This window comes from Streptomyces sp. NPDC052043 (genome assembly GCF_044548235.1).
GTDB lineage: Bacteria > Actinomycetota > Actinomycetes > Streptomycetales > Streptomycetaceae > Streptomyces.
The window spans coordinates 92619-110474 of the sequence record NZ_JBIUBT010000003.1 but is presented as its reverse complement, the minus strand read 5'-3'; the positions used below and the strand labels follow the sequence as shown (position 1 = coordinate 110474).

Annotated in this window: 17 protein-coding genes and 1 pseudogene; 7 read left to right on the top strand and 11 right to left on the bottom strand. The window is 72.2% G+C overall.

Annotated features, from left to right (window positions below; genetic code table 11):
* Nucleotides 1-4: 4 nt before the first annotated feature.
* The 11 genes and pseudogenes from ACIHCX_RS08335 to ACIHCX_RS08285 all read right to left on the bottom strand — a co-directional run bounded on the left by ACIHCX_RS08335 (nt 5) and on the right by ACIHCX_RS08285 (nt 10764).
* The gene (locus ACIHCX_RS08335) at nt 5-1204 is read right to left on the bottom strand and encodes a glycine C-acetyltransferase (RefSeq protein ID WP_400027831.1); all 1200 of its coding nucleotides are present in this window, start codon (nt 1202-1204) and stop codon (nt 5-7) included.
* A 44-nt stretch (nt 1205-1248) separates the two neighbouring features.
* Nucleotides 1249-2277: an L-threonine 3-dehydrogenase gene (tdh, locus tag ACIHCX_RS08330; RefSeq protein WP_400027830.1), complete on the bottom strand. Its 1029-nt coding sequence runs from the start codon at nt 2275-2277 to the stop codon at nt 1249-1251.
* A 228-nt stretch (nt 2278-2505) separates the two neighbouring features.
* Entirely contained in the window at nt 2506-3096 is a 591-nt protein-coding gene (locus tag ACIHCX_RS08325) for a GAF domain-containing protein (RefSeq protein ID WP_400027828.1), read from the bottom strand.
* 84 nt (nt 3097-3180) lie between these two features.
* Nucleotides 3181-3801, bottom strand: coding sequence for a GTP-binding protein (locus ACIHCX_RS08320; protein WP_400027827.1), 621 nt, complete (start codon nt 3799-3801; stop codon nt 3181-3183).
* Nucleotides 3779-4153 carry a DUF742 domain-containing protein gene (locus tag ACIHCX_RS08315; RefSeq protein ID WP_400027826.1) on the bottom strand — a complete coding sequence of 125 codons (375 nt, stop codon included), beginning with the start codon at nt 4151-4153 and terminating at the stop codon, nt 3779-3781. The genes ACIHCX_RS08320 and ACIHCX_RS08315 overlap by 23 nt, the downstream gene beginning before the upstream one ends.
* Nucleotides 4150-4584, bottom strand: coding sequence for a roadblock/LC7 domain-containing protein (locus ACIHCX_RS08310; protein ID WP_400027824.1), 435 nt, complete (start codon nt 4582-4584; stop codon nt 4150-4152). Before ACIHCX_RS08310 ends, ACIHCX_RS08315 begins: the two co-directional genes overlap by 4 nt.
* Nucleotides 4585-5558: 974 nt before the next feature.
* Nucleotides 5559-7259 (bottom strand): annotated as a pseudogene (locus ACIHCX_RS08305) (ATP-binding protein); the annotation flags it as partial.
* 295 nt (nt 7260-7554) lie between these two features.
* Nucleotides 7555-8457, bottom strand: a complete 903-nt coding sequence (locus ACIHCX_RS08300; protein WP_400027822.1) for a response regulator transcription factor — start codon at nt 8455-8457, stop codon at nt 7555-7557.
* A gap of 403 nt (nt 8458-8860) precedes the next feature.
* The gene (locus ACIHCX_RS08295) at nt 8861-9055 is read right to left on the bottom strand and encodes a ferredoxin (RefSeq protein WP_400027821.1); all 195 of its coding nucleotides are present in this window, start codon (nt 9053-9055) and stop codon (nt 8861-8863) included.
* Between the two features lie 130 nt (nt 9056-9185).
* The gene (locus ACIHCX_RS08290) at nt 9186-9410 is read right to left on the bottom strand and encodes an MbtH family protein (protein ID WP_400027819.1); all 225 of its coding nucleotides are present in this window, start codon (nt 9408-9410) and stop codon (nt 9186-9188) included.
* A 136-nt stretch (nt 9411-9546) separates the two neighbouring features.
* Nucleotides 9547-10764 (bottom strand): cytochrome P450, encoded by a 1218-nt coding sequence (locus ACIHCX_RS08285; RefSeq protein ID WP_400027818.1) that lies wholly within the window; start codon nt 10762-10764, stop codon nt 9547-9549.
* A 346-nt stretch (nt 10765-11110) separates the two neighbouring features.
* Between ACIHCX_RS08285 and ACIHCX_RS08280 the strand changes: the two genes are divergently transcribed.
* Genes ACIHCX_RS08280 through ACIHCX_RS08250 form a run of 7 tightly spaced genes read left to right on the top strand, consistent with a single transcriptional unit; the run spans nt 11111 to nt 17804 of the window.
* Entirely contained in the window at nt 11111-11362 is a 252-nt protein-coding gene (locus ACIHCX_RS08280) for an acyl carrier protein (RefSeq protein ID WP_400027816.1), read from the top strand.
* 55 nt (nt 11363-11417) lie between these two features.
* Nucleotides 11418-12674: a beta-ketoacyl-[acyl-carrier-protein] synthase family protein gene (locus ACIHCX_RS08275; protein ID WP_400027814.1), complete on the top strand. Its 1257-nt coding sequence runs from the start codon at nt 11418-11420 to the stop codon at nt 12672-12674.
* The gene (locus ACIHCX_RS08270; protein ID WP_400027813.1) at nt 12671-13807 is read left to right on the top strand and encodes a beta-ketoacyl-[acyl-carrier-protein] synthase family protein; all 1137 of its coding nucleotides are present in this window, start codon (nt 12671-12673) and stop codon (nt 13805-13807) included. The genes ACIHCX_RS08275 and ACIHCX_RS08270 overlap by 4 nt, the downstream gene beginning before the upstream one ends.
* Nucleotides 13804-14766 (top strand): beta-ketoacyl synthase N-terminal-like domain-containing protein, encoded by a 963-nt coding sequence (locus ACIHCX_RS08265; protein ID WP_400027811.1) that lies wholly within the window; start codon nt 13804-13806, stop codon nt 14764-14766. Before ACIHCX_RS08270 ends, ACIHCX_RS08265 begins: the two co-directional genes overlap by 4 nt.
* Nucleotides 14763-15611 (top strand): alpha/beta fold hydrolase, encoded by an 849-nt coding sequence (locus ACIHCX_RS08260; RefSeq protein WP_400027809.1) that lies wholly within the window; start codon nt 14763-14765, stop codon nt 15609-15611. Before ACIHCX_RS08265 ends, ACIHCX_RS08260 begins: the two co-directional genes overlap by 4 nt.
* A gap of 21 nt (nt 15612-15632) precedes the next feature.
* Nucleotides 15633-16673 (top strand): thioesterase family protein, encoded by a 1041-nt coding sequence (locus ACIHCX_RS08255; protein ID WP_400027807.1) that lies wholly within the window; start codon nt 15633-15635, stop codon nt 16671-16673.
* Nucleotides 16674-16700: 27 nt separating this feature from the next.
* Nucleotides 16701-17804 (top strand): beta-ketoacyl synthase N-terminal-like domain-containing protein, encoded by a 1104-nt coding sequence (locus ACIHCX_RS08250; RefSeq protein ID WP_400027806.1) that lies wholly within the window; start codon nt 16701-16703, stop codon nt 17802-17804.
* The last annotated feature ends 52 nt before the right edge of the window (nt 17805-17856 follow it).

The following is a 17856-nucleotide window of genomic DNA, read 5'->3' as shown; positions in this document are numbered from 1 at the left end:
CGGCTCAGCCCTCCAGCTCGGCGCGCGCCGCGACGAACGCGGCCACCGCGCGGTTCACGTCCTCGACGGAGTGCGCGGCGGACAGCTGCACGCGGATGCGGGCCTGGCCCTGCGGCACGACCGGGTAGGAGAAGCCGATCACGTACACGCCGCGCTCGAGCAGCAGATCCGCCATGCGGCCCGCCTTGGCGGCGTCGCCGATCATCACCGGGGCGATGGCGTGGTCGCCGGGGAGGATGTCGAAGCCCTCCTCGGTCATCCGGCGGCGGAACAGCGCGGTGTTCTCGGCGAGCCGGACCCGCAGGTCGTCCGCGGACTCCAGCAGGTCGAGCACCTTCAGGGAGGCCGCCGCGATGACCGGGGCGAGCGTGTTGGAGAACAGGTACGGCCGGGAGCGCTGGCGCAGCAGGGCGACGATCTCGGCGCGGGCGGCGACGTAGCCGCCGGAGGCGCCGCCGAGCGCCTTGCCGAGGGTGCCGGTGATGATGTCCACGCGGTCCATGACGCCGTGCAGTTCGGGGGTGCCGCGGCCGCCGGGGCCGACGAAGCCGACGGCGTGGGAGTCGTCGACCATGACCATGGCGTCGTAGCGGTCGGCCAGGTCGCAGATCTCGCGCAGCGGCGCCACAAAGCCGTCCATCGAGAACACGCCGTCGGTGACGACCAGCTTGCGGCGCGCCCCGCCCTCGGTGGCCTCCTTCAGCTGCCGCTCCAGGTCCGCGAGGTCGCGGTTGGCGTAGCGGAAGCGGCGGGCCTTGGACAGCCGGATGCCGTCGATGATCGAGGCGTGGTTGAGGGCGTCGGAGATGACCGCGTCCTCCGGGCCGAGCAGCGTCTCGAACACGCCGCCGTTGGCGTCGAAGCAGGAGGAGTACAGGATCGTGTCCTCCTGGCCGAGGAACGCCGACAGCCGGGCCTCCAGCTCCTTGTGCACCTCCTGGGTGCCACAGATGAAGCGCACGGAGGCCATGCCGTAGCCCCAGCGGTCCAGGGCCTCGTGGGCGGCGGCGATCACCTCGGGGTGGTCGGCGAGGCCGAGGTAGTTGTTGGCGCAGAAGTTGAGGACCTCGCCGGGACGGCCGCCCGCGGTGACCTCGACGGTCGCGGACTGCGGGCTGCCGATGACCCGCTCGGGCTTGTGCAGCCCGGCGGCGCGGATCTCGTCGAGGGTGGCGCGCAGGTCGTCGCGCACGGAGTCGAACATCAGGGTGCTCCTTGAAGGTGCCGGCGGAAGAACGGGGTACGCGGTCACACGGTCCAGTCGAGGATGATCTTGCCGCCCTTGCCGCTCGCGGCGTCGGCGAAGGCCGCCTCGAAGTCCTGGTAGCCGTACCGGCCGGTGACGACGGGGGCGAGGTCGAGGCCGCCCTCCAGCAGCACCGACATGGCGTACCAGGTCTCGAACATCTCGCGGCCGTAGATGCCCTTGATGGTGATCATCGAGGTGACGACGCGGGCCCAGTCGACGGGGAACTCCTGGGCGGGCAGGCCGAGCATGGCGATCCTGCCGCCGTGCGTCATGTTCGCGATCATGTCGCGCATCGCCTCGGGACGACCGGACATCTCCAGGCCGACGTCGAAACCCTCGCGCAGGCCGAGCGTGCGCTGTCCCTCGGCGATCGTGTCCCGGGAGACGTCGAGGGCGAGGCTGACGCCGATCTTGCGGGCCAGTTCCAGCCGCTCCTCGCTCACGTCGGTGATGACGACGTTGCGCGCGCCGGCGTGCCGTGCGACGGCCGCCGCCATCAGGCCGATCGGTCCTGCGCCGGTGATCAGGACGTCCTCGCCGACCAACGGGAAGGACAGCGCGGTGTGCACGGCGTTGCCGAACGGGTCGAAGATCGCGGCGATGTCGAGGTCGACGGGGACGCGGTGCACCCAGACGTTGGTGGCGGGCAGGGCGACGTACTCGGCGAAGGCGCCGTCGCGTCCGACGCCGAGTCCGACGGTGGCCCGGCACAGGTGGCGGCGTCCGGCCAGACAGTTGCGGCACTTGCCGCACACCAGGTGGCCCTCGCCGCTGACCCGGTCGCCGGGCTCGATGTCGGTGACGTCCCGGCCGGTCTCGACGACCTCGCCGACGAACTCGTGCCCGACCACGAGCGGGGTGCGGATCGCCTGCTGGGCCCAGCCGTCCCAGGCCCTGATGTGCAGGTCGGTACCGCAGATGCCGGTCCGCAGAACCTTGATCAGTACGTCGCCGGCTCCGATGACGGGCTCGGGGACGTCCGCGAGCCACAACCCGGGCTCCGCCTTCTGCTTGACCAGCGCCTTCAAGCTACCGCTCCTGTGCTTCCGGCCCCGGATCCGGGCATGCCGGGGCAGCCCGCGCCGGGGAGAGGGGTGGATTCCGGTAGCAATCTGCCGTACTGCGGCACGTTGGTCCATCGAGGATTTCTTAAGCGCGGCCACAGCTTGGCTTCACGCCGTCCCCTGGGCGGACCCCGCGCACGGTGCGCGGCCTTCGCGCGGCCGTCCGACCAGGTCAGAGCAGGTCGGAGCCGGTCAGAACAGGAAACCCTCGGTCTGCCGGCGCTCCAGCCGCGGGGCGAGTTCGGCCGCGGCCGCCTTGATGGCCCGCAGCCCTTCCCGGCCCCACGGTCGCGGTTCGACGTCGACGACGCACACCGTGCCCAGCACCATCTGCGTACTGTCGATGAGCGGGGCGCCCAGATAGGAGCGGATGCCGAACTCGTCCACCATGGCGTTGCCCGCGAACCGCGGGTAGTCGCGGACGTCCTCCAGCACCAGCGCCTTGCGCCGCACCACGACATGGGGGCAGAAGCCGTGGTCGCGGGCCAGGCGGCGGCCCGCCTCACGCCGGCCTCCGTCGCCGTCGACGCCGGAGTCGACGGTCAGGACATCGCGCTCGGGCCGGTGCAGTCCGGCGAAGAACTGCCCTTCCTCGTCAGGGAAGTTGACCATCGCATACGGCGCCCCGGTGAACGCGGCGAGGCGGTCGGCGAAAGCGTCCAGGGCGGGCTCGGGCCGCTCCCCCAGGCCCAGCCGGCGCAGCCGCCGGGTGCGGGCGGGGGCGTCCTTGTCCTCGGGGGTCAGCAGCAGGCGTCCGGCCGGGCGGGGCGGGTCGTAGCTCATGGCCGGGCTCCGTCGCTGTCGGCGTAGGTCATGTACGGGCTCCGTGACGGTGTGCGGGGTCGGTGTGCCGGGGTTGTGCCGGGGTCACCTGTGCGCGCCCCGGCCCGGCGCGGGAAGGGCGGGTGTCCGGGCGATGAGATGCCGGACGAGGGTCAGCAGGGTCTGGATGCCCGAGCTGGAGATACGGGCGTCACAGAGGACGACGGGGATCCGCGGGTCGAGGTCGAGGGCGGCGCGCACCTCCCCGGGGTCGTAGCGGTGGGCGCCGTCGAACTCGTTGACGCCGACGACGAAGGCGAGGCCGCGCCGTTCGAAGAAGTCGACGGCGGCGAAGCACTCCTCCAGCCTGCGGGTGTCGGCGAGGATCACCGCGCCCAGGGCGCCCTCGGACAGTTCGTCCCACATGAACCAGAACCGCTCCTGGCCGGGCGTGCCGAACAGGTAGAGCACGTGCCGCGCGTCGAGGGTGATCCGGCCGAAGTCCATCGCGACGGTCGTCTCGGTCTTGTCCTCCACGCCGTCGAGGTTGTCCGTGGCCGCGCTGACCGTGGTGAGCAACTCCTCCGTGCTCAGCGGCGCGATCTCGCTGACCGCGCCGACGAAGGTCGTCTTGCCCACCCCGAACCCACCCGCCACCAGGATCTTCAGCGCGGTCGGGAAGGGATCGAGGCCGCCGTCGTAGTCAGAGCTGTCGTCGTAGTCCATCGAGCACTGCCTCCAGAAGGGCCCGGTCGGTGGGGTGGCGGTGGTGTGCGGGGGGCCTGGTGGTCAGCGCCCCGCAGTCGACGAGGTCGGACAGCAGCACCTTGGTCACCACGGCCGGCAGTTTCAGATGGGCGGCGACCTCGACCACCGGGAGGGGCGCGCGGCACAGGTCGAGTGCCTGGCCGTGCTCCGGGCCGAGGTGGGCCGCCGCCGCCCCGGTCGCCATCACCTGCGACATGAGGTCGAGCGCGATGCTGGGCCGGGTGCGGCCGTCGCTGACGGTGAAGGGGCGCACCAGCCGTCCGGCCGCGTCGTCGAGCCAGGGCCTGTCGCCGGCCGCCGCCGCGCTCAAGACCGCAGCGCCCGGGATTCGACGGAATGCTGCCGGGGCGCGGTCTCGAGGTAGGGACGGACGCTCTTGACCAGCATCGCCATCTCGTAGCCCAGTACGGCCGCGTCGGCCTCTCGGCCGGCGAGCACGGCGAGACAGGTGCCGGAACCGGCGGTGGTGACGAACAGCAGGGTCGCGTCCAGTTCGACGACGACCTGCCGCACCTCGCCGCCGTCGCCGAAGCGGACGCCCGCGCTGCGGCCGAGGGAGTACAGGCCGGAGGCCAGGGCGGCCATGTGGTCGGCGCTGTCGTGGTCGAGGCCGTGCACGGACTTCACCAGCCCGTCGCAGGACAGCAGCACCGCGCTGGTGGTGTGCGGTACGCGCTGCACAAGGCCGCTCATCAGCCAGTCGAGGTCGGAGACACGGGCGGTCGGTGCATCGCTCGCCATGGTGGATCGACTCCTTGGGGTGAGAAGGAATGCGCAAGCGCTGGGGTCGGGGAAGGCGGCGGGGCTGGGCGGGCCGGTCATCCGGCCGGCTCGCTCCCGTCGCGGGGGACGGTGCGGTGCCGACCGGGCGACGGCGCGGACGGCCGCGTCTCGGTCGGTGCGGACGCGTCATGGGGGTCCAGCGCGTCCAGGGCCTCCAGGGCCTCCAGGGGGGACACGCCGCCCGGGGAGTACGGCTCGTGCGGTGGGGCCGGCTTGCGGCACTGCTCCGACTCGGCGCGTCCCAGCCCGCGCCGGAAGGCCGCCATCAGGCCGGGATCGTGGCCGGCCACGTACCCGGATTCCTGGCGTGGCGGCGGGTCACCGCGCAGCTGCGGCACGAGGTGCTCCTGGGCGCGCCGCCGGGGCAGTTGCGGCTTCTCCGTGCTTGTGCTGACCGCTCCGGCCCGCGGAACGGGCGGCGCAGCGGCGTTCTCCGCCACGGCGGCCCGGTCGGCGGGCCGGATGCCGGGCACGGCCTGTGCGGGATTGTCCTGCCCCTCACGCGCCGTTCGCCGCGGCAGCGGCCCGAGGTGGTCGCCGTCGACGGGTTCGACGAACCGCCCGTCGTCGCCGGGCGGGGCGGGGGTGGGAACGGGGGTGGGAGCGGGGGTGGGAGCGGGGGTGGGAGCGGGGGTGGGCGGCAGATCGCCTCCGGATACGGGCGCGGGCGTGTCGCGGCCGGACAGGGGCGGGGGTACGGTCGCGGGCGTGTCGCCGCCGGGGGCGGGTACGGGCATGGGCGTGTCGCCACCCGGCGCGGGCATGGGCATCTCGCCTCCCGACACGGGCGCGGGCCCAGACGTGGGCATGCCCTCACCGGACACGAGTGCGGGCCCAGACGTGGGCATGCCCTCACCGGACACGGGCGCGGGCCCAGACACGGGCATGCCCTCACCGGACACAGGCGCGGGCCCAGACATCGGCATGCCCTCACCGGACACGGGCGCGGGCCCAGACACGGGCATGCCCTCACCGGACACAGGCGCGGGCCCAGACACGGGCATGTCGTCGCCGGGTACGGGTGTGACGGGTCCGGTGTCACCGTTCGTGCGGGGTACGGCCGGTGGCAGGGCACCTCCATGTGGGCCGGGGACGCGGCCCGCGTCGTGGGCGTACGCGCCTGCCACGGGATGCATCCCGCCGTCACGTCGGCGTGTGTCGCCGGGGCGGTCGGGAACGCCCAGCAGGCGAGAGACGGGGCTGGGCGCGGGCCGTGCGCCGGGGACGTGCGCGCCTCGCACGGGCTCCCGGCGACCGCCGGACACGGCCGGCGCGCGGTGGGAGCCGCCGCCGTGCAGGGCCGGCGGGGCGGCGTGCGCGTGTCCGCCGCCCGGGAGCGACGGGGCGGCGCTCGACGGGTACGGCGCCGGAGCCGCGGTCCGTACACCGGTGTCCAGCGCCCCGAACGACGCGCCGGAGGCTCCCGTTGACGTTCCCAGCAGCGCCTGCGGCACGACGACGACCGCCTGCACACCGCCGTAGATGTTGGTCTGGAGGCGGACGGTGATGCCGTGCCGCCTGGCGAGCTGGGAGACCACGTACAGCCCGATGCGGCCGTCGGCGAGCAGGCTCGCGACGTTGACCTGGTCGGGATCGGCCAGCAGGGCGTTCATCCGGACCTGCTCGCCGACCGGCATGCCCAGACCCCGGTCCTCGACCTCCACCGCGAGTCCGGAGGTGACGAGGCTGGCGCGCAGCAGGACCTGGGTCTGCGGGGCGGAGAACAGCGTGGCGTTCTCGACGAGTTCGGCCAGCAGGTGGATCACGTCGGCGACGGCGTGGCCACGCAGCCGCCCCTCGATCGGCGGGGCCAGCTTGACCCGCTGGTACTGCTCGACCTCGGCGATGGCCGAGCGCAGCACCTCCGTCATGCAGACCGGGTTGCTCCACTGACGGCGGGAGACGGCGCCGCCGAGGACGGCGAGGTTCTCGGCGTGGCGGCGGACCCGGGTGGCGAGGTGATCGACGTGGAAGACCTCCTTGAGCAGGTCGGGGTCCTCGATGTCGTTCTCCAGCTCGTCGAGGATGGAGATCTCCCGGTGCACCAGGGACTGGAGGCGTCGGGCGAGATTGACGAAGACCTCCAGTTTCTGTTCGCTGACCGTCCGGCTGGACAACTGGGCGGCGCCCACGACGGCGGCGACGGCCCCGTCGTGGGCGCGCGTCAGGTCGGCGGCGAGGAGGTCGATCTCGTCGGCGTCCTCCGGCGGGCCGCCGCGCGGCGTGCGCCGTGGTGGAGCCTCGCCCCGGCGCAGCGCGTCGACGAGGGCGGGCAGTTCGGCCTCGCGTCGCGCGGTGCCGCGGCGCAGGACGCCGATCCGCTCGTGCAGCGACCGGGCGGCCCGGCCTGCGGCGACGGCGGCGATCGCGATGCCCGCGAGCGTGACCGCGAGCGCTCCGGCGAGCACGGCCCACAGGACGGGACCGGGACGCGCGCCGGTGGAACGCACGGTGAAGAGCACGGCCGCACCGGCGCCGAGCGCGACCGAGGTCGGCGGCAGCACCGCCAGGCTCAGCAGCTGACGCCGTAGACGGGTCTCGGGCAGCGAGGGGACGGTGCGGGTCACCGGCCGCCCGTGCCGCCCGCCCTCACGGCGGTCTGCGCGGGCGGCCGGTGCACGAAGGTGAGACATCTGCTCCTCGTACGGGTCCGTCGGGCCTGTGTACTCGCGCCCGGGGCGCGAGCGGGCATGCGCCATCGCTGTGCCGGCCGACAGCGGCGTGTGCATGGCTCCGCGTCGCCCCACGGACACTCACAGTAGCCACCAACGCATCAAGCGAAGGGGACAGTTGACGAAATCCCCCAGGAAGCGTCCCGCTCTGGTATGAGCGTTCGCACGACAGAGCGAGCGTCCGCGCCGCCACGCGGCCGTGAACCGAAGCACATCGATCCCGTCCGGTCGGAAGCCGTCACGAACGGACGGCGGGTCATGACCTGGGATCGGCGATCGGACCGGGCTCGTAGGAGTGGCGCTGTGCCAGCTGCGGTACGGACTGGACGGCGCGCAGGGCGGCCGGGGGGTAGCCGTCGCGGTGGGGCGGTGTGCCGCCGCCCGCCGCCCATCCCGCCGCGGGGCGCCCGCGGGACGGTTCAGCCCCCGGGCGGAAGCCGGTGGTCAGCAGGCCGAGTTCTGCGGCGCGCACCCCCGCCTGGAAACGGGACCTGGCGTCGAGGAGTTCCATGATGGTGGCGATGTGCCGGCGGTAGGTGCGCACGGAGATGGACAGCTCGCGGGAGGCGGCCTCGTCGGTGGCCCCGGTGTGGAGGTAGTGGAGTATCTGCTGGACGAGTTCGACACGGGCGTGGGCGCCGAGGCCCGCCCACGCGGTGGCGTCGACGGCGTGGCCCCAGACGGTGTCGAAGAGGGTCTGGCCGCACTGGGTGACGGAGGACGCCCGCAGGACGGACGCCTGGCGCTCGCGGGCCATCTCGGTGCACACGAGCGCCGTCCGGCCGTCGGCGATCAGGGCCGTCATCAGCGGAATGCGGGCGATACGGACGGCCTTGCATTCTCTCCGGGCAAGCTCCCGCACCAGGTCGTGGTCGAACGTGGCACGGGTGCACAGGATCCGGATCCGCACCGAGTCGCGGCCGAGCAGCAGTTCGCGCAGCATCGTGTAGGCGGCCTCCGCGTGGGCGGGTAAGGCGACCACGGCGTCGACCGTGCGTCCGGCCCCTTTCGCCAGCTCCGCGGCGGCGGCCAGGATCTCGGTGTCGACCGGCTTCAGGGCGGTGGCGAGCGGAGCGCGGGACGTCCCGTCCGGGTGCTCCCGGTGCTTCGCCACCGTGGAGAGGATCAGGGAGTGCACGTCCCGGAGGGTCTTGTCCATGTCGTGCCGGCCGGTTCCCTCCCCGTCGGCTCTCCCATGGTCATGCGACCTTCGCCCGAACTCGTTCCGCATTCCTCACCCCGTCTGGCCGGATCTGGCTGCGCCTGAGTGCTCGACCGCGTGGCGTTGGGCATGCCTGGTGAAGGCCGCGCCCGCGCCCCGATCGCGCACTGCCGGCCGCCGGGCCGCACGATGGGGACGACGGGCGCCGGCGGTTTGGGCGCGGGTCCCCCGCCCTCATGGGACGTGGGGGCCCACCTGGGACACGTTTGATCTGGACGGGACGCTAGTTCCGCGACATGTTCCACGTCAACGGGCCCTGGAACAAAGAAACTTCTGCTAGCAAGTAAACCGCCGGAGACGGGTCGGGGCCCCTCTCGGCTCCCCCCCGGAGCTTCCTCCGTCACTCCTCCAGTCGGATCGCCTGGGCCGGGCAGACCGCGGCGGCGCGCCGGATGTCTTCCGCGCGGTCGGCGGGCGGGGTGTCGTCGAGCAGGACGGCGGTGCCGTCCTCGTCCCGCTGGTCGAACACGTCGGCGGCGGTCAGCACGCACTGGCCGGAAGCGACGCACGTGTCCTGGTCGATGAGAACCTTCATGACTTCCTCCTCGCAACGCCCTCGGGGCGCGGAAAGGGCCGATCCGTGCGGGGGCGGCGTCACCGCCCCACGGACGTCACCGTCCTACGGACGTCACCGCCCCCCGCACAGATCAGCCCGCGGCCACCGGCTACTTGCCGGCCGCCGCCTCCATCTCACGCACCAGGCTGAGCGGCCGCATGTCGGTCCAGTTCTCGTTGACGTACTCCAGGCACGCCTCCCGGGTGTCCCGGCCGTGCGCGACCGTCCAGCCGGCCGGAACCTCGGCGAAGGCCGGCCAGAGGGAGTGCTGCCCCTCGTCGTTGACCAGAACGTAGTACTCGGCGTCGTTGTCCTCGAAAGGATTGGTGCTCATATGCCCTTCTCCATCCTGCGCTGCGGTCCGCCTGAACCGGGTTGTGTCCATTGGGGATTGCGGGAATCCTTCGTATCGGGTTTTTCGATCCTCCCTGGGACGGTCGGATTTCTGGCGGGACAATCCGCCGGGAACGTCAGAGCCTGACGGGAAGCGCGGCCGGTGACCTGACGAGCAGGGCGGGCTGATAGCGCAGTTCCGACGGATGCACGGCGAGACGGACGTCCGGGAAACGTTCGAAGACGCGCCGGATCGATATCTCCGCCTGGGCGCGGGCCAGGTGCGTTCCGATGCAGTAGTGGATGCCGTGGCCGAAGGTGAGGTGCACGGGCTTCGGCCGGTCGATGTCCAGTTCGTCCGGCCGGTCGGGGAAGGCCTCCGGGTCGTGGTTCGCGCTGGCCGGGGAGAGCATCACGATCTCGCCCGCCGGAATCATGGTGCCCGCGATCTCGACGTCCTCCAGGGTCAGCCGCTGAAGGGTGTACATCATGGGACCGGCGAAGCGGATCAGCTCGTCGACCGCCTGCGGGATCCGGTCGAGGTCGGCCTTGAGCCGCCCGGCCTGCTCGGGGTGGGTCAGCAGCCCCACGAAGCAGCCGGTCACGAGCGCGGTGGTGGTCTCGTTGCCGCCGGTCATCAGCGCGAACGCGGTGGAGAGGATCTCCTTCGGGGTCAGCAGCCTGTCGCCCTCGGCGTGCACCATCGCGGAGACGAGGTCGTCGGTCGGGTGCCGTTCCTTCTCCGCGATCAGATCCGTCATGTACGCGGACAGTTGTCTGGTGTGCTCGGCCAGGACACCGGTCGGATCGGCGGCGTCGGTGGACCGCATCGTGTTCGACCAGACCTTGAACTGCCGCCAGTCGGAAGCCGGAACGCCCAGCAGCTGGGCGATGGCGATGATCGGCAGCGGCTCGGTGAGACCGGCCAGCAGGTCCGGCTGCGACTGCCCGGCCAGCTCGTCGAGCAGCTCGTCGACGACCTTCTCCAGGCTGGGGCGCATGTTCGCGACCCGCTTGGGGGTGAAGGCGAACACCAGCGCCTTGCGCAGCCGGGTGTGCCGGGGCGGGTCGGAGTTGGCCAGGTGATGGGTGATCTCGTCGGCCGGCTTCAGCTCCTTGCCGATCTGCCGGCCGAGCGCCCGGTACAGGTTCCCGATGTCCCGGCTCAGCCGGGGGTCGGCCAGCGCCTCACGGACGTCCTCGTAGCGGGTGACCACCCAGGCCCGCGCCCCGTCGGGCGTCTCCACCATGGTCACCGGCTGCTCGGCGCGCAGCGTGGCGAAGGTCGGATACGGGTTCTGGGTGTATGCGTCACTGAACATCCAGTGCTTCGAAAGCGCTCCGCCGGCTGCCATCGATGCTCTCCCTGCGGTCGTCCGGTGGGCCTCCGCCCTGCTCGCGGGGCACGTCCGGCCCACCAGCCTGGCCCCGCGCGGCGCGGTAGTCAGCGCTGATGTGGAATCTTCGATGTGCCGCTCCGGGACGGGCCACACATGGCTGATTCGAATTCTTCGTACCGGTCTGGTGAACGCCGGTTCACCCCGGCTACGTTCACCGAGGCGTGTGAGTGATGCGCCGAATTCCACCGCGAATTGCCAGTACGAGTGCGGAACTTCCGTGCCGGCCTTGGTGATCGAACTCGTCCATTCCATGCGCGGCCCGTTCGGGCCGGCGTCACCATCACGAGGGAGCAGGAGCGATATGACGACCTCTGCGGAGAGCATGTCCGAGAAAATCAAGGAAATCGTCTGCGACATTCTCGAGCTCGAGGAGGACGAGGTCACCGAGAGCAGCCTGTTCAAGGAGGACCACGGCGCCGACTCGCTGCGCGCGATCGAGATCCTCGCCTCCCTGGAGAAGCACTTCCACGTCGTCATCGACCAGGCCGAACTGGGCCGCATGGTCAACCTCAAGGGCGTGGAAGAGGTCGTCGCGGAAGCCGCCGGCAAGTAGTCACGACCGAGCGGTACCACCGCGGCACCGCCGATCGAAACCGGACGGAGAGACCATGCGTGCAACTGCAACCAGCAACGGGTCGGCACCACCAGCGCATCGCGTGGTCCTGACCGGCTTCGGAGTCTTCTCGAGCATCGGTGTGGGCGCGGTCGAGTTCGCCGAGGGGCTGCGGGCCGGGCTCAGCGGTGCCAAGCCGATCACCAGGTTCGCGACCGAGGGGTTCGCCCACGCCAACGGCTGCGAACTGGTCGGCTTCGAGCCGAGCCGGTGGATCCGCACCCTGGACATCGACGAACTCGGCCCGGCCACCCGCTTCTCGGTGGCCGCGGCCAGGATGGCCGTCGACCATGCCGGGCTGAGCGAGGACGTCCTGCGCGGACAGCGCGGCCTGATCTCCATCGGGTCCACCGACGGGGAATCGCACGACCTCGACCGCCTGGTCGAGACCGAGATCGAGCACGGACCCGAGAAGATGGACCCGCGGGTGGTCCGGCGGGTCCCGGCGAGCCGGCTGGCCACGGCCGTCGCACACGAACTGGGCCTGGAGGACGTCGAGGCGGTCACCATCCCCACCGCCTGTGCCGCGGGCAACTACGCCATCGGCTACGGCTACGACGCGGTGCGCACCGGCGAGGTGGAGTTCGCGCTGTGCGGCGGCGCGGACGCGATGTGCCGCAAGACCTTCGCCGGCTTCTACCGGCTGGGCACGATCGCCCCGGACTGCTGCCGGCCGTTCGACAAGGACCGCAAGGGCATCCTGACCGGGGAGGGCGCCGGCGTACTGGTCCTGGAGAGCCTGGAGTCGGCACTGCGCCGCGGTGCCACCATCCACGCCGAGGTGCTGGGCTACGGGCTCAACTGCGATGCCGACCACCCGGTCGCACCCAACCAGGGCAGCATCGCCCGCTGCATGGAACTGGCCCTGAACAACGCCGGGGTGAAACCGTCCGAGGTCGACCTGATCTCCGCGCACGGAACCGGCACCAAGGCGAACGACGTCACCGAGACCCGCGCGGTCCGCGACGTCTACGGCGAGGAACCGCCGCGCACCGTCTCGCTGAAGTCGATGCTCGGCCACACCATGGGCGCCGCCAGCGCGCTCGCCGCGATCGCCTGCGCCCTGGCCGTCGAGGGCGGGTTCATCCCGCCCACCATCAACCACCGGGAGACCGACCCCGAGTGCGAGGTCGACTGCGTGCCCAACCACGCCGTCGACGCCGACCTGAGGATCGTGCAGAACAACGGGATGGCCTTCGGCGGCAACAACGCCGTCGTGATCCTCGCCAAGTACGAGGAGCAGGACTCATGACCCGGCCCGTCGTCGGTGTCGGCGCGGTCGCGAGCATCGGCCGCGACCCGTCCGAGCTGTTCGAGAGCCTGTGCGCCGGACGGAGCGGACTGGCTCCGCTGCGCGGCTTCGACCGGTCGAAGTTCAAGGCCGGTCACCTCTTCGAGATCGACGACCGGCCCGCGCCGGGCGTGGACGTGCCGGGCCGGGCGACCGCGTTCCTGCTCGACGCGGTCGGGCAGGCGGCCCGCGACGCGGGCCTCGGCGAGGACCTGCGCGACGTGCCGATCCTGGTCGGCACCGGACTGCGGGAACTGCGGTCGCTGGAGCTGTGGTGGCGCGACGGCGCCGATTTCGGGGCCGAGCGGATGCACTTCGGCACCGCCCTGCGGGAACGCTTCGGCGCGGTCGACACGCACACCTTCTCCAACGCCTGCTCCGCCTCGCTGTACGCGCTGGCGCTCGCCGTCGACCAGTTGGAGACCGGAGCGGTGGAGCACGTGATCGTGGCGGGCGCCGACTCGATCACCGAGAGCATGTTCGGGCTGACCGACGCCTTCCAGCTGGAGCCGCCCGGCCGGCTCAGACCCTTCGACGTCGACCGCAAGGGCACCATCCTCGGCGAGGGCGCCGGCGCGATCGTGCTGGCCCGCGAGGTGGACGGCCACCCCCGGGTCCACGGCCGGGTGCGCTCGGTCGGCGTGAACTGCGACGCCCACCACACCACCGCGCCGCTCCAGGCCGGGGTCGCCGCCGCGATCAGGCAGGCGCACCGGCGGGCCGGGGTGAAACCGGAGAACGTGGACCTGGTCATGCTGCACGGCACCGGCACCCCGCTCAACGACGAGGTCGAGGTGCGGGCCCTGCGCGAGGTCTTCGGCGAGCACGAGAGGGTGCCGCTGGTGACCGCCGTCAAGTCGATGACCGGGCACACCGCCGGGTCGGCCGGGGTGCTGAGCCTCATCACGGCCCTGCGGACCATGTCGACCGGGCGGATCCCGCCGGTGACCGAACTCGACGAACCGACCGAGGACGTGAGCGCGTTGCGGCTGGTGCACACCACCGAGGCCACGGGCCGCGTCGAGGTGGCGCAGGTCAACGGCTTCGGCTTCGGCGGACTGAACGCGGTGGCCATCGTGGAGGCGGCCCGATGAGCGAGTTCCCGAGAATCGTGGTCAGCGGTGTGGGGCCGGCCCTGCCCGGGGTGGCCGGCACGGAGGACCTGGTGGCCGGGCCGGAGTTCCCCGCGGAGCCGGTGGACCCGGCCGCGCGGCTCGGCAAGAAGGGCCTGAAGTACAAGGACCGCGCCACCCGGCTCGGTCTGTGCGCGGCCTTCGCCGCACTGTGCGACGCCGGGCTGCGGGACGCGGACGGCCCGCTGGTCGAGGGCGACGGCGTCGGTGTCGTGGTGGCGTCCAACTACGGCAACGCGGACACCGTCTGCCGGGTGGTCACGACCATCGCGGCCGAGACGACCCGGAGCACGAGCCCGATGGACAGCCCCAACGCCTCCAGCAACATCGTCGCCTCCGAGATCGCCATCCGGTTCAAGCTGGGCGGGCCGAACCTGACCGTCTGCAACGGCGACGCCTCGGGGCTCGACGCCCTGCGCTGGGCCGCGGGCATGCTGGGTTCGGGCCGGGCCGAGCAGGTGCTGGTCGTCGGGGTCGAGCCGGACAACGAGGTGGTGCGCGCGCTGGTCGGCGCGGACCGGATCGTGGACGGGGCCGTCGCGGTGGTGCTGGAGCGTGCCGGGACCGCGCGGGCGCGCGGCGTGCGGCCGAGGGCCCTGCTGGGCGGCTTCGTGCGCACCGGCGACGTCGAGGAGTGCGTCGGACGCCTGGACGCGCTCGGCTCGGGCGTCCCGGCCGGCTGGTTTCCGCCGGAGACCGCCGACGGCACCGAACCGCCGGCGGGGCTGCTCGCCGGGGTTCCCCGGCACCGGATGCCCGACGGCTGGGGCGTGCTCTCCGGTGCGCTGGGCCTGGCGCAGTGCGCCGCCGCCACCGGCCGGTTCGACGCGGGCGAGCCCGGACCTCTGTACGCGCTGGCCGGGCGCGGGAACGACGGCGTGGCCGGAGCCCTGCTGCTCGCCCCCGGAGACGCCCGGTGAGCCGTGACCGGCCGCGGTCGCCGGGCCGGACCGGCGCCGCGGCGTGCACGGTGCACCGCAAGCGGGCCACGGGCGGTACGCGCGCCCTCCTGCTGCACGGACTGGCCAACAGCTCCTCCGTGTGGGACGAGTTGGCCGGGCACGAGGCGGGCGGCCTGGACCTGTGGGCCGCCGAACTGCCCTGGGGCGGCGGGGGGTCGCCGGACTGGGCCTACGGACAGGACGCCTCCCGGGCGGTCGCGGACGCGCTCGGACAGGTTCCCGGCGGCGCCGGCGTCGTCGTGGCCCACTCCTTCTCCACCGTGCTGCTGCTCGACCTGCTCAGCGAGGAACTCGCCCGGGGTGGCGACCCGTTCGCCCGCCTCGGCATCGAGGGCCTGGTCCTGGTGTCGCCGTTCTACCGCCGTGATCCGGAGAGTTTCGAGTACGGCGTCGTCGGCGACATGCTGGAGAACTTCCGCCGCACCATGGAGGAGGGCATCCGCGTGGTGGCCGGGCCCCGGCTCGACCCCTCGCTGCGCCGCGACATGGCGCAGCGGGTCTGCGAACGGGTCGGTCCGTACGGCTACCTGAGCTTCTTCCGCAGCTATCTGCACACGCCGTGGCTGCGCACTGACCTGATCACGGTGCCCTGCCTGGTGATCGGCGGGGAGGACGACTTCACCGCCGTCCCCGCCGAGAGCACGGCACTCGCCGCCGCTCTCCCCGACGCCCGCTGCCGGTTCATCCCCGGGGCCGGCCACTTCCCGATGGTGGAGCGGGCGGACGCCTTCTCCGCCGCCCTCGGGGAGTTCCTCGACGCGCTCGGCCGTACCGCGCCCGCAGCCGTCGACCAACCCGCTTGACAGAACAGGAGCCTGCGCACCATGACGTCCCCCATCAGCAGCGTCCCCGAGCCGACCGAGCAGTCGTTGAGCGACTTCTTCGACGCCACCGGCCACTTCTCGCTGCGGCCGTCCTACGAGGGCGGCAACATCAGCACGACCATCGGCTTCAAGCACGTGCACTACCTGCTCGAGGCCGCCGTGCTCGAGCACTTCCGCGCCGCCGGTCTGGGCGCCACGACCCTCTACGTCGAGTACGGCGTCGGCTTCGACGTCGTCTCCGTGGACACCCGACTGCACACGGTGCTCACCCTGGACGACACGGTCGCCGTCGAGGTCAAGCCGGTCACCAAGGACTCCGACACCCGGCTGCGTTTCGCGCTCACCGGGACCGTGGAGCGGGACGGGGCGCCGCGCAAGGCGGTGACCAGCAAGTTCGAGGTCGCTCTTCGGGCCATCGAGCATGTGTCGGACCCCAAGCCGCTGCCCGAGCGCCTGACCCGCTTCGTGGTGCCCCGGCTGGGGCAGGCGACGCCGAGGGAACTCACCGCCGTCCCGGTGGACAACATCGACCTGTCCGCGCAGCGTGGCGTCACCACGCGCTCCGGGGACCCGGTGCTGGCCGAGATCATCGGCGACGACAACGCCTTCGGCTGGAAGTGGCGAGTGCCCTACTTCTACTGCCACTTCACCAGCCACATGCAGATGTCCGGCTTCCTGCGCCAGATGGAGGAGGTGCTGCACCTGTTCGTCGCCGACCGGGGCATCGCCATCCAGCGCCTGCTGGACGAGCGCAACTGGATCCCGGTGGTGACCAAGTGCGACATCGAACTCACCGACGAGGTGCGGATCGAGGACGAGCTGTACACGGTCTTCACGATCGAGGACGTCTTCAAGGCCGTCCTGTTCACCGCCCGGATGGACTGCTACGTGGTGCGTGACGGCGCGCTGGTGCCGGTCGCCACCGGACGCATCACGCACGGCTACGTCACCAAGGAGTCGCCGGAGCGCGACTGGTCCCTGGTCACCTTCGACGACGAGGTGCTGGCCGCGCTCGGCGGCAAGACCCCCGCCGCCGGCTGACCTGACCCGGCAGAAGGAGCTGTTGCCATGAGCAGCGACACCATGGGCGCCGTCCGCAGACCGGTGATCACCGCCTGGTCGGCGGTGTCCCCGTTCGGGATGGGGCGTGCGGCGTTCGTCGAGGGCATGCACGACGGCGGTGAGACCGCCGTCCGGATCGACCGCGAGCAGTGGCAGGTGCCCGACGAGCGGGCCAGGCTGGTGCCCGGGTTCAGCCCGCGCGCGGCGCTGGGCCGCAAGGGCACCCGCTCGATGGACCGGGTGACGGGACTCGCGGTCAGCGCCGTCGGCGCGCTGCTCGACGACGCCGAGCGCAACCGCGAGGTCGCCACCGGGGAGCGCGGGGCGGTCGTGCTCGGCACCACCACCGGCAGCGCGCAGAGCATGATGGACTTCACCCGGGACTCGCTGACCGGGGAGAAGCCGTACTTCGTCGACCCGGCGCAGATGCCCAACACGGTGATGAACTGTGCGGCAGGACAGTGCGCCATCCGGCACCGGATCCAGGGCCCGAACGCCACCATCGCCGGCGGCCGGCTGTCCGGGCTGCTCGCGTTGAACTACGCGCGCAGACTGCTCGGCGCCGGCCGGGCCGAGGCGGTGCTGTGCGGCTCCGCCGAGGAGTACTCCAACGAGCGGGCCTGGCTGGAGTGGCACACCAGGGGGGACGAGGAGAAGCAGGCGCTGCTCGGCGAGGGTGCCGGCATGCTGCTCCTCGAGCCCGAGGAGTCCGTCGCCGCCGAGCACGTGCTGGCCGAGGTGCTCGCCGTGGAGAGCGGCGTGTTCGCCGAGGGCCGGCTGCCGATGGTGCTCCGCTCCTGCCTGCGCCGCGCCATGGACCGTGCCGGGGTCGACCCGTCGCAGGTGTGGGCGGCCGTCCCGTGCGGCGCCGGCGACGCGCTCGGCGCACGGGAACGCGGTGTGCTGGCGGAGGTGTTCGGCGCCGAGACGCTCGAACCCGTGCGGAACACCGCCCTGTTCGGGGACGCGTCGGCGGCGTCGGTGAGTCTTCAGATCGCCTCCGTGCTCGCGGTCGCCGAGCGGACGCCCGGCGTCGCCGGGCGGGTCGCGGTGGTCACCGCGGTGGAGCGCGACGGCGGAACCGGCTGCGCCCTGCTGCGGCTGCGCTGAGCACCGGGCCGTACCCGGAGCCGACCGGGCCCCGTACCCGGAAACCAATCGA

Bases quoted from the DNA above. Each gene is read 5' to 3' on its own strand.
- ACIHCX_RS08270 (WP_400027813.1), top strand. From the start codon at position 12,671: ATGACCCGGCCCGTCGTCGGTGTCGGCGCGGTCGCGAGCATCGGCCGC.
- ACIHCX_RS08265 (WP_400027811.1), top strand. From the start codon at position 13,804: ATGAGCGAGTTCCCGAGAATCGTGGTCAGCGGTGTGGGGCCGGCCCTG.
- ACIHCX_RS08280 (WP_400027816.1), top strand. From the start codon at position 11,111: ATGACGACCTCTGCGGAGAGCATGTCCGAGAAAATCAAGGAAATCGTC.
- ACIHCX_RS08335 (WP_400027831.1), bottom strand. From the start codon at position 1,204: ATGTTCGACTCCGTGCGCGACGACCTGCGCGCCACCCTCGACGAGATC.
- ACIHCX_RS08300 (WP_400027822.1), bottom strand. From the start codon at position 8,457: ATGGACAAGACCCTCCGGGACGTGCACTCCCTGATCCTCTCCACGGTG.
- ACIHCX_RS08255 (WP_400027807.1), top strand. From the start codon at position 15,633: ATGACGTCCCCCATCAGCAGCGTCCCCGAGCCGACCGAGCAGTCGTTG.
- ACIHCX_RS08320 (WP_400027827.1), bottom strand. From the start codon at position 3,801: ATGGACTACGACGACAGCTCTGACTACGACGGCGGCCTCGATCCCTTC.
- ACIHCX_RS08250 (WP_400027806.1), top strand. From the start codon at position 16,701: ATGAGCAGCGACACCATGGGCGCCGTCCGCAGACCGGTGATCACCGCC.
- ACIHCX_RS08275 (WP_400027814.1), top strand. From the start codon at position 11,418: ATGCGTGCAACTGCAACCAGCAACGGGTCGGCACCACCAGCGCATCGC.
- ACIHCX_RS08290 (WP_400027819.1), bottom strand. From the start codon at position 9,410: ATGAGCACCAATCCTTTCGAGGACAACGACGCCGAGTACTACGTTCTG.
- ACIHCX_RS08295 (WP_400027821.1), bottom strand. From the start codon at position 9,055: ATGAAGGTTCTCATCGACCAGGACACGTGCGTCGCTTCCGGCCAGTGC.
- ACIHCX_RS08325 (WP_400027828.1), bottom strand. From the start codon at position 3,096: ATGAGCTACGACCCGCCCCGCCCGGCCGGACGCCTGCTGCTGACCCCC.
- ACIHCX_RS08285 (WP_400027818.1), bottom strand. From the start codon at position 10,764: ATGGCAGCCGGCGGAGCGCTTTCGAAGCACTGGATGTTCAGTGACGCA.
- ACIHCX_RS08310 (WP_400027824.1), bottom strand. From the start codon at position 4,584: ATGGCGAGCGATGCACCGACCGCCCGTGTCTCCGACCTCGACTGGCTG.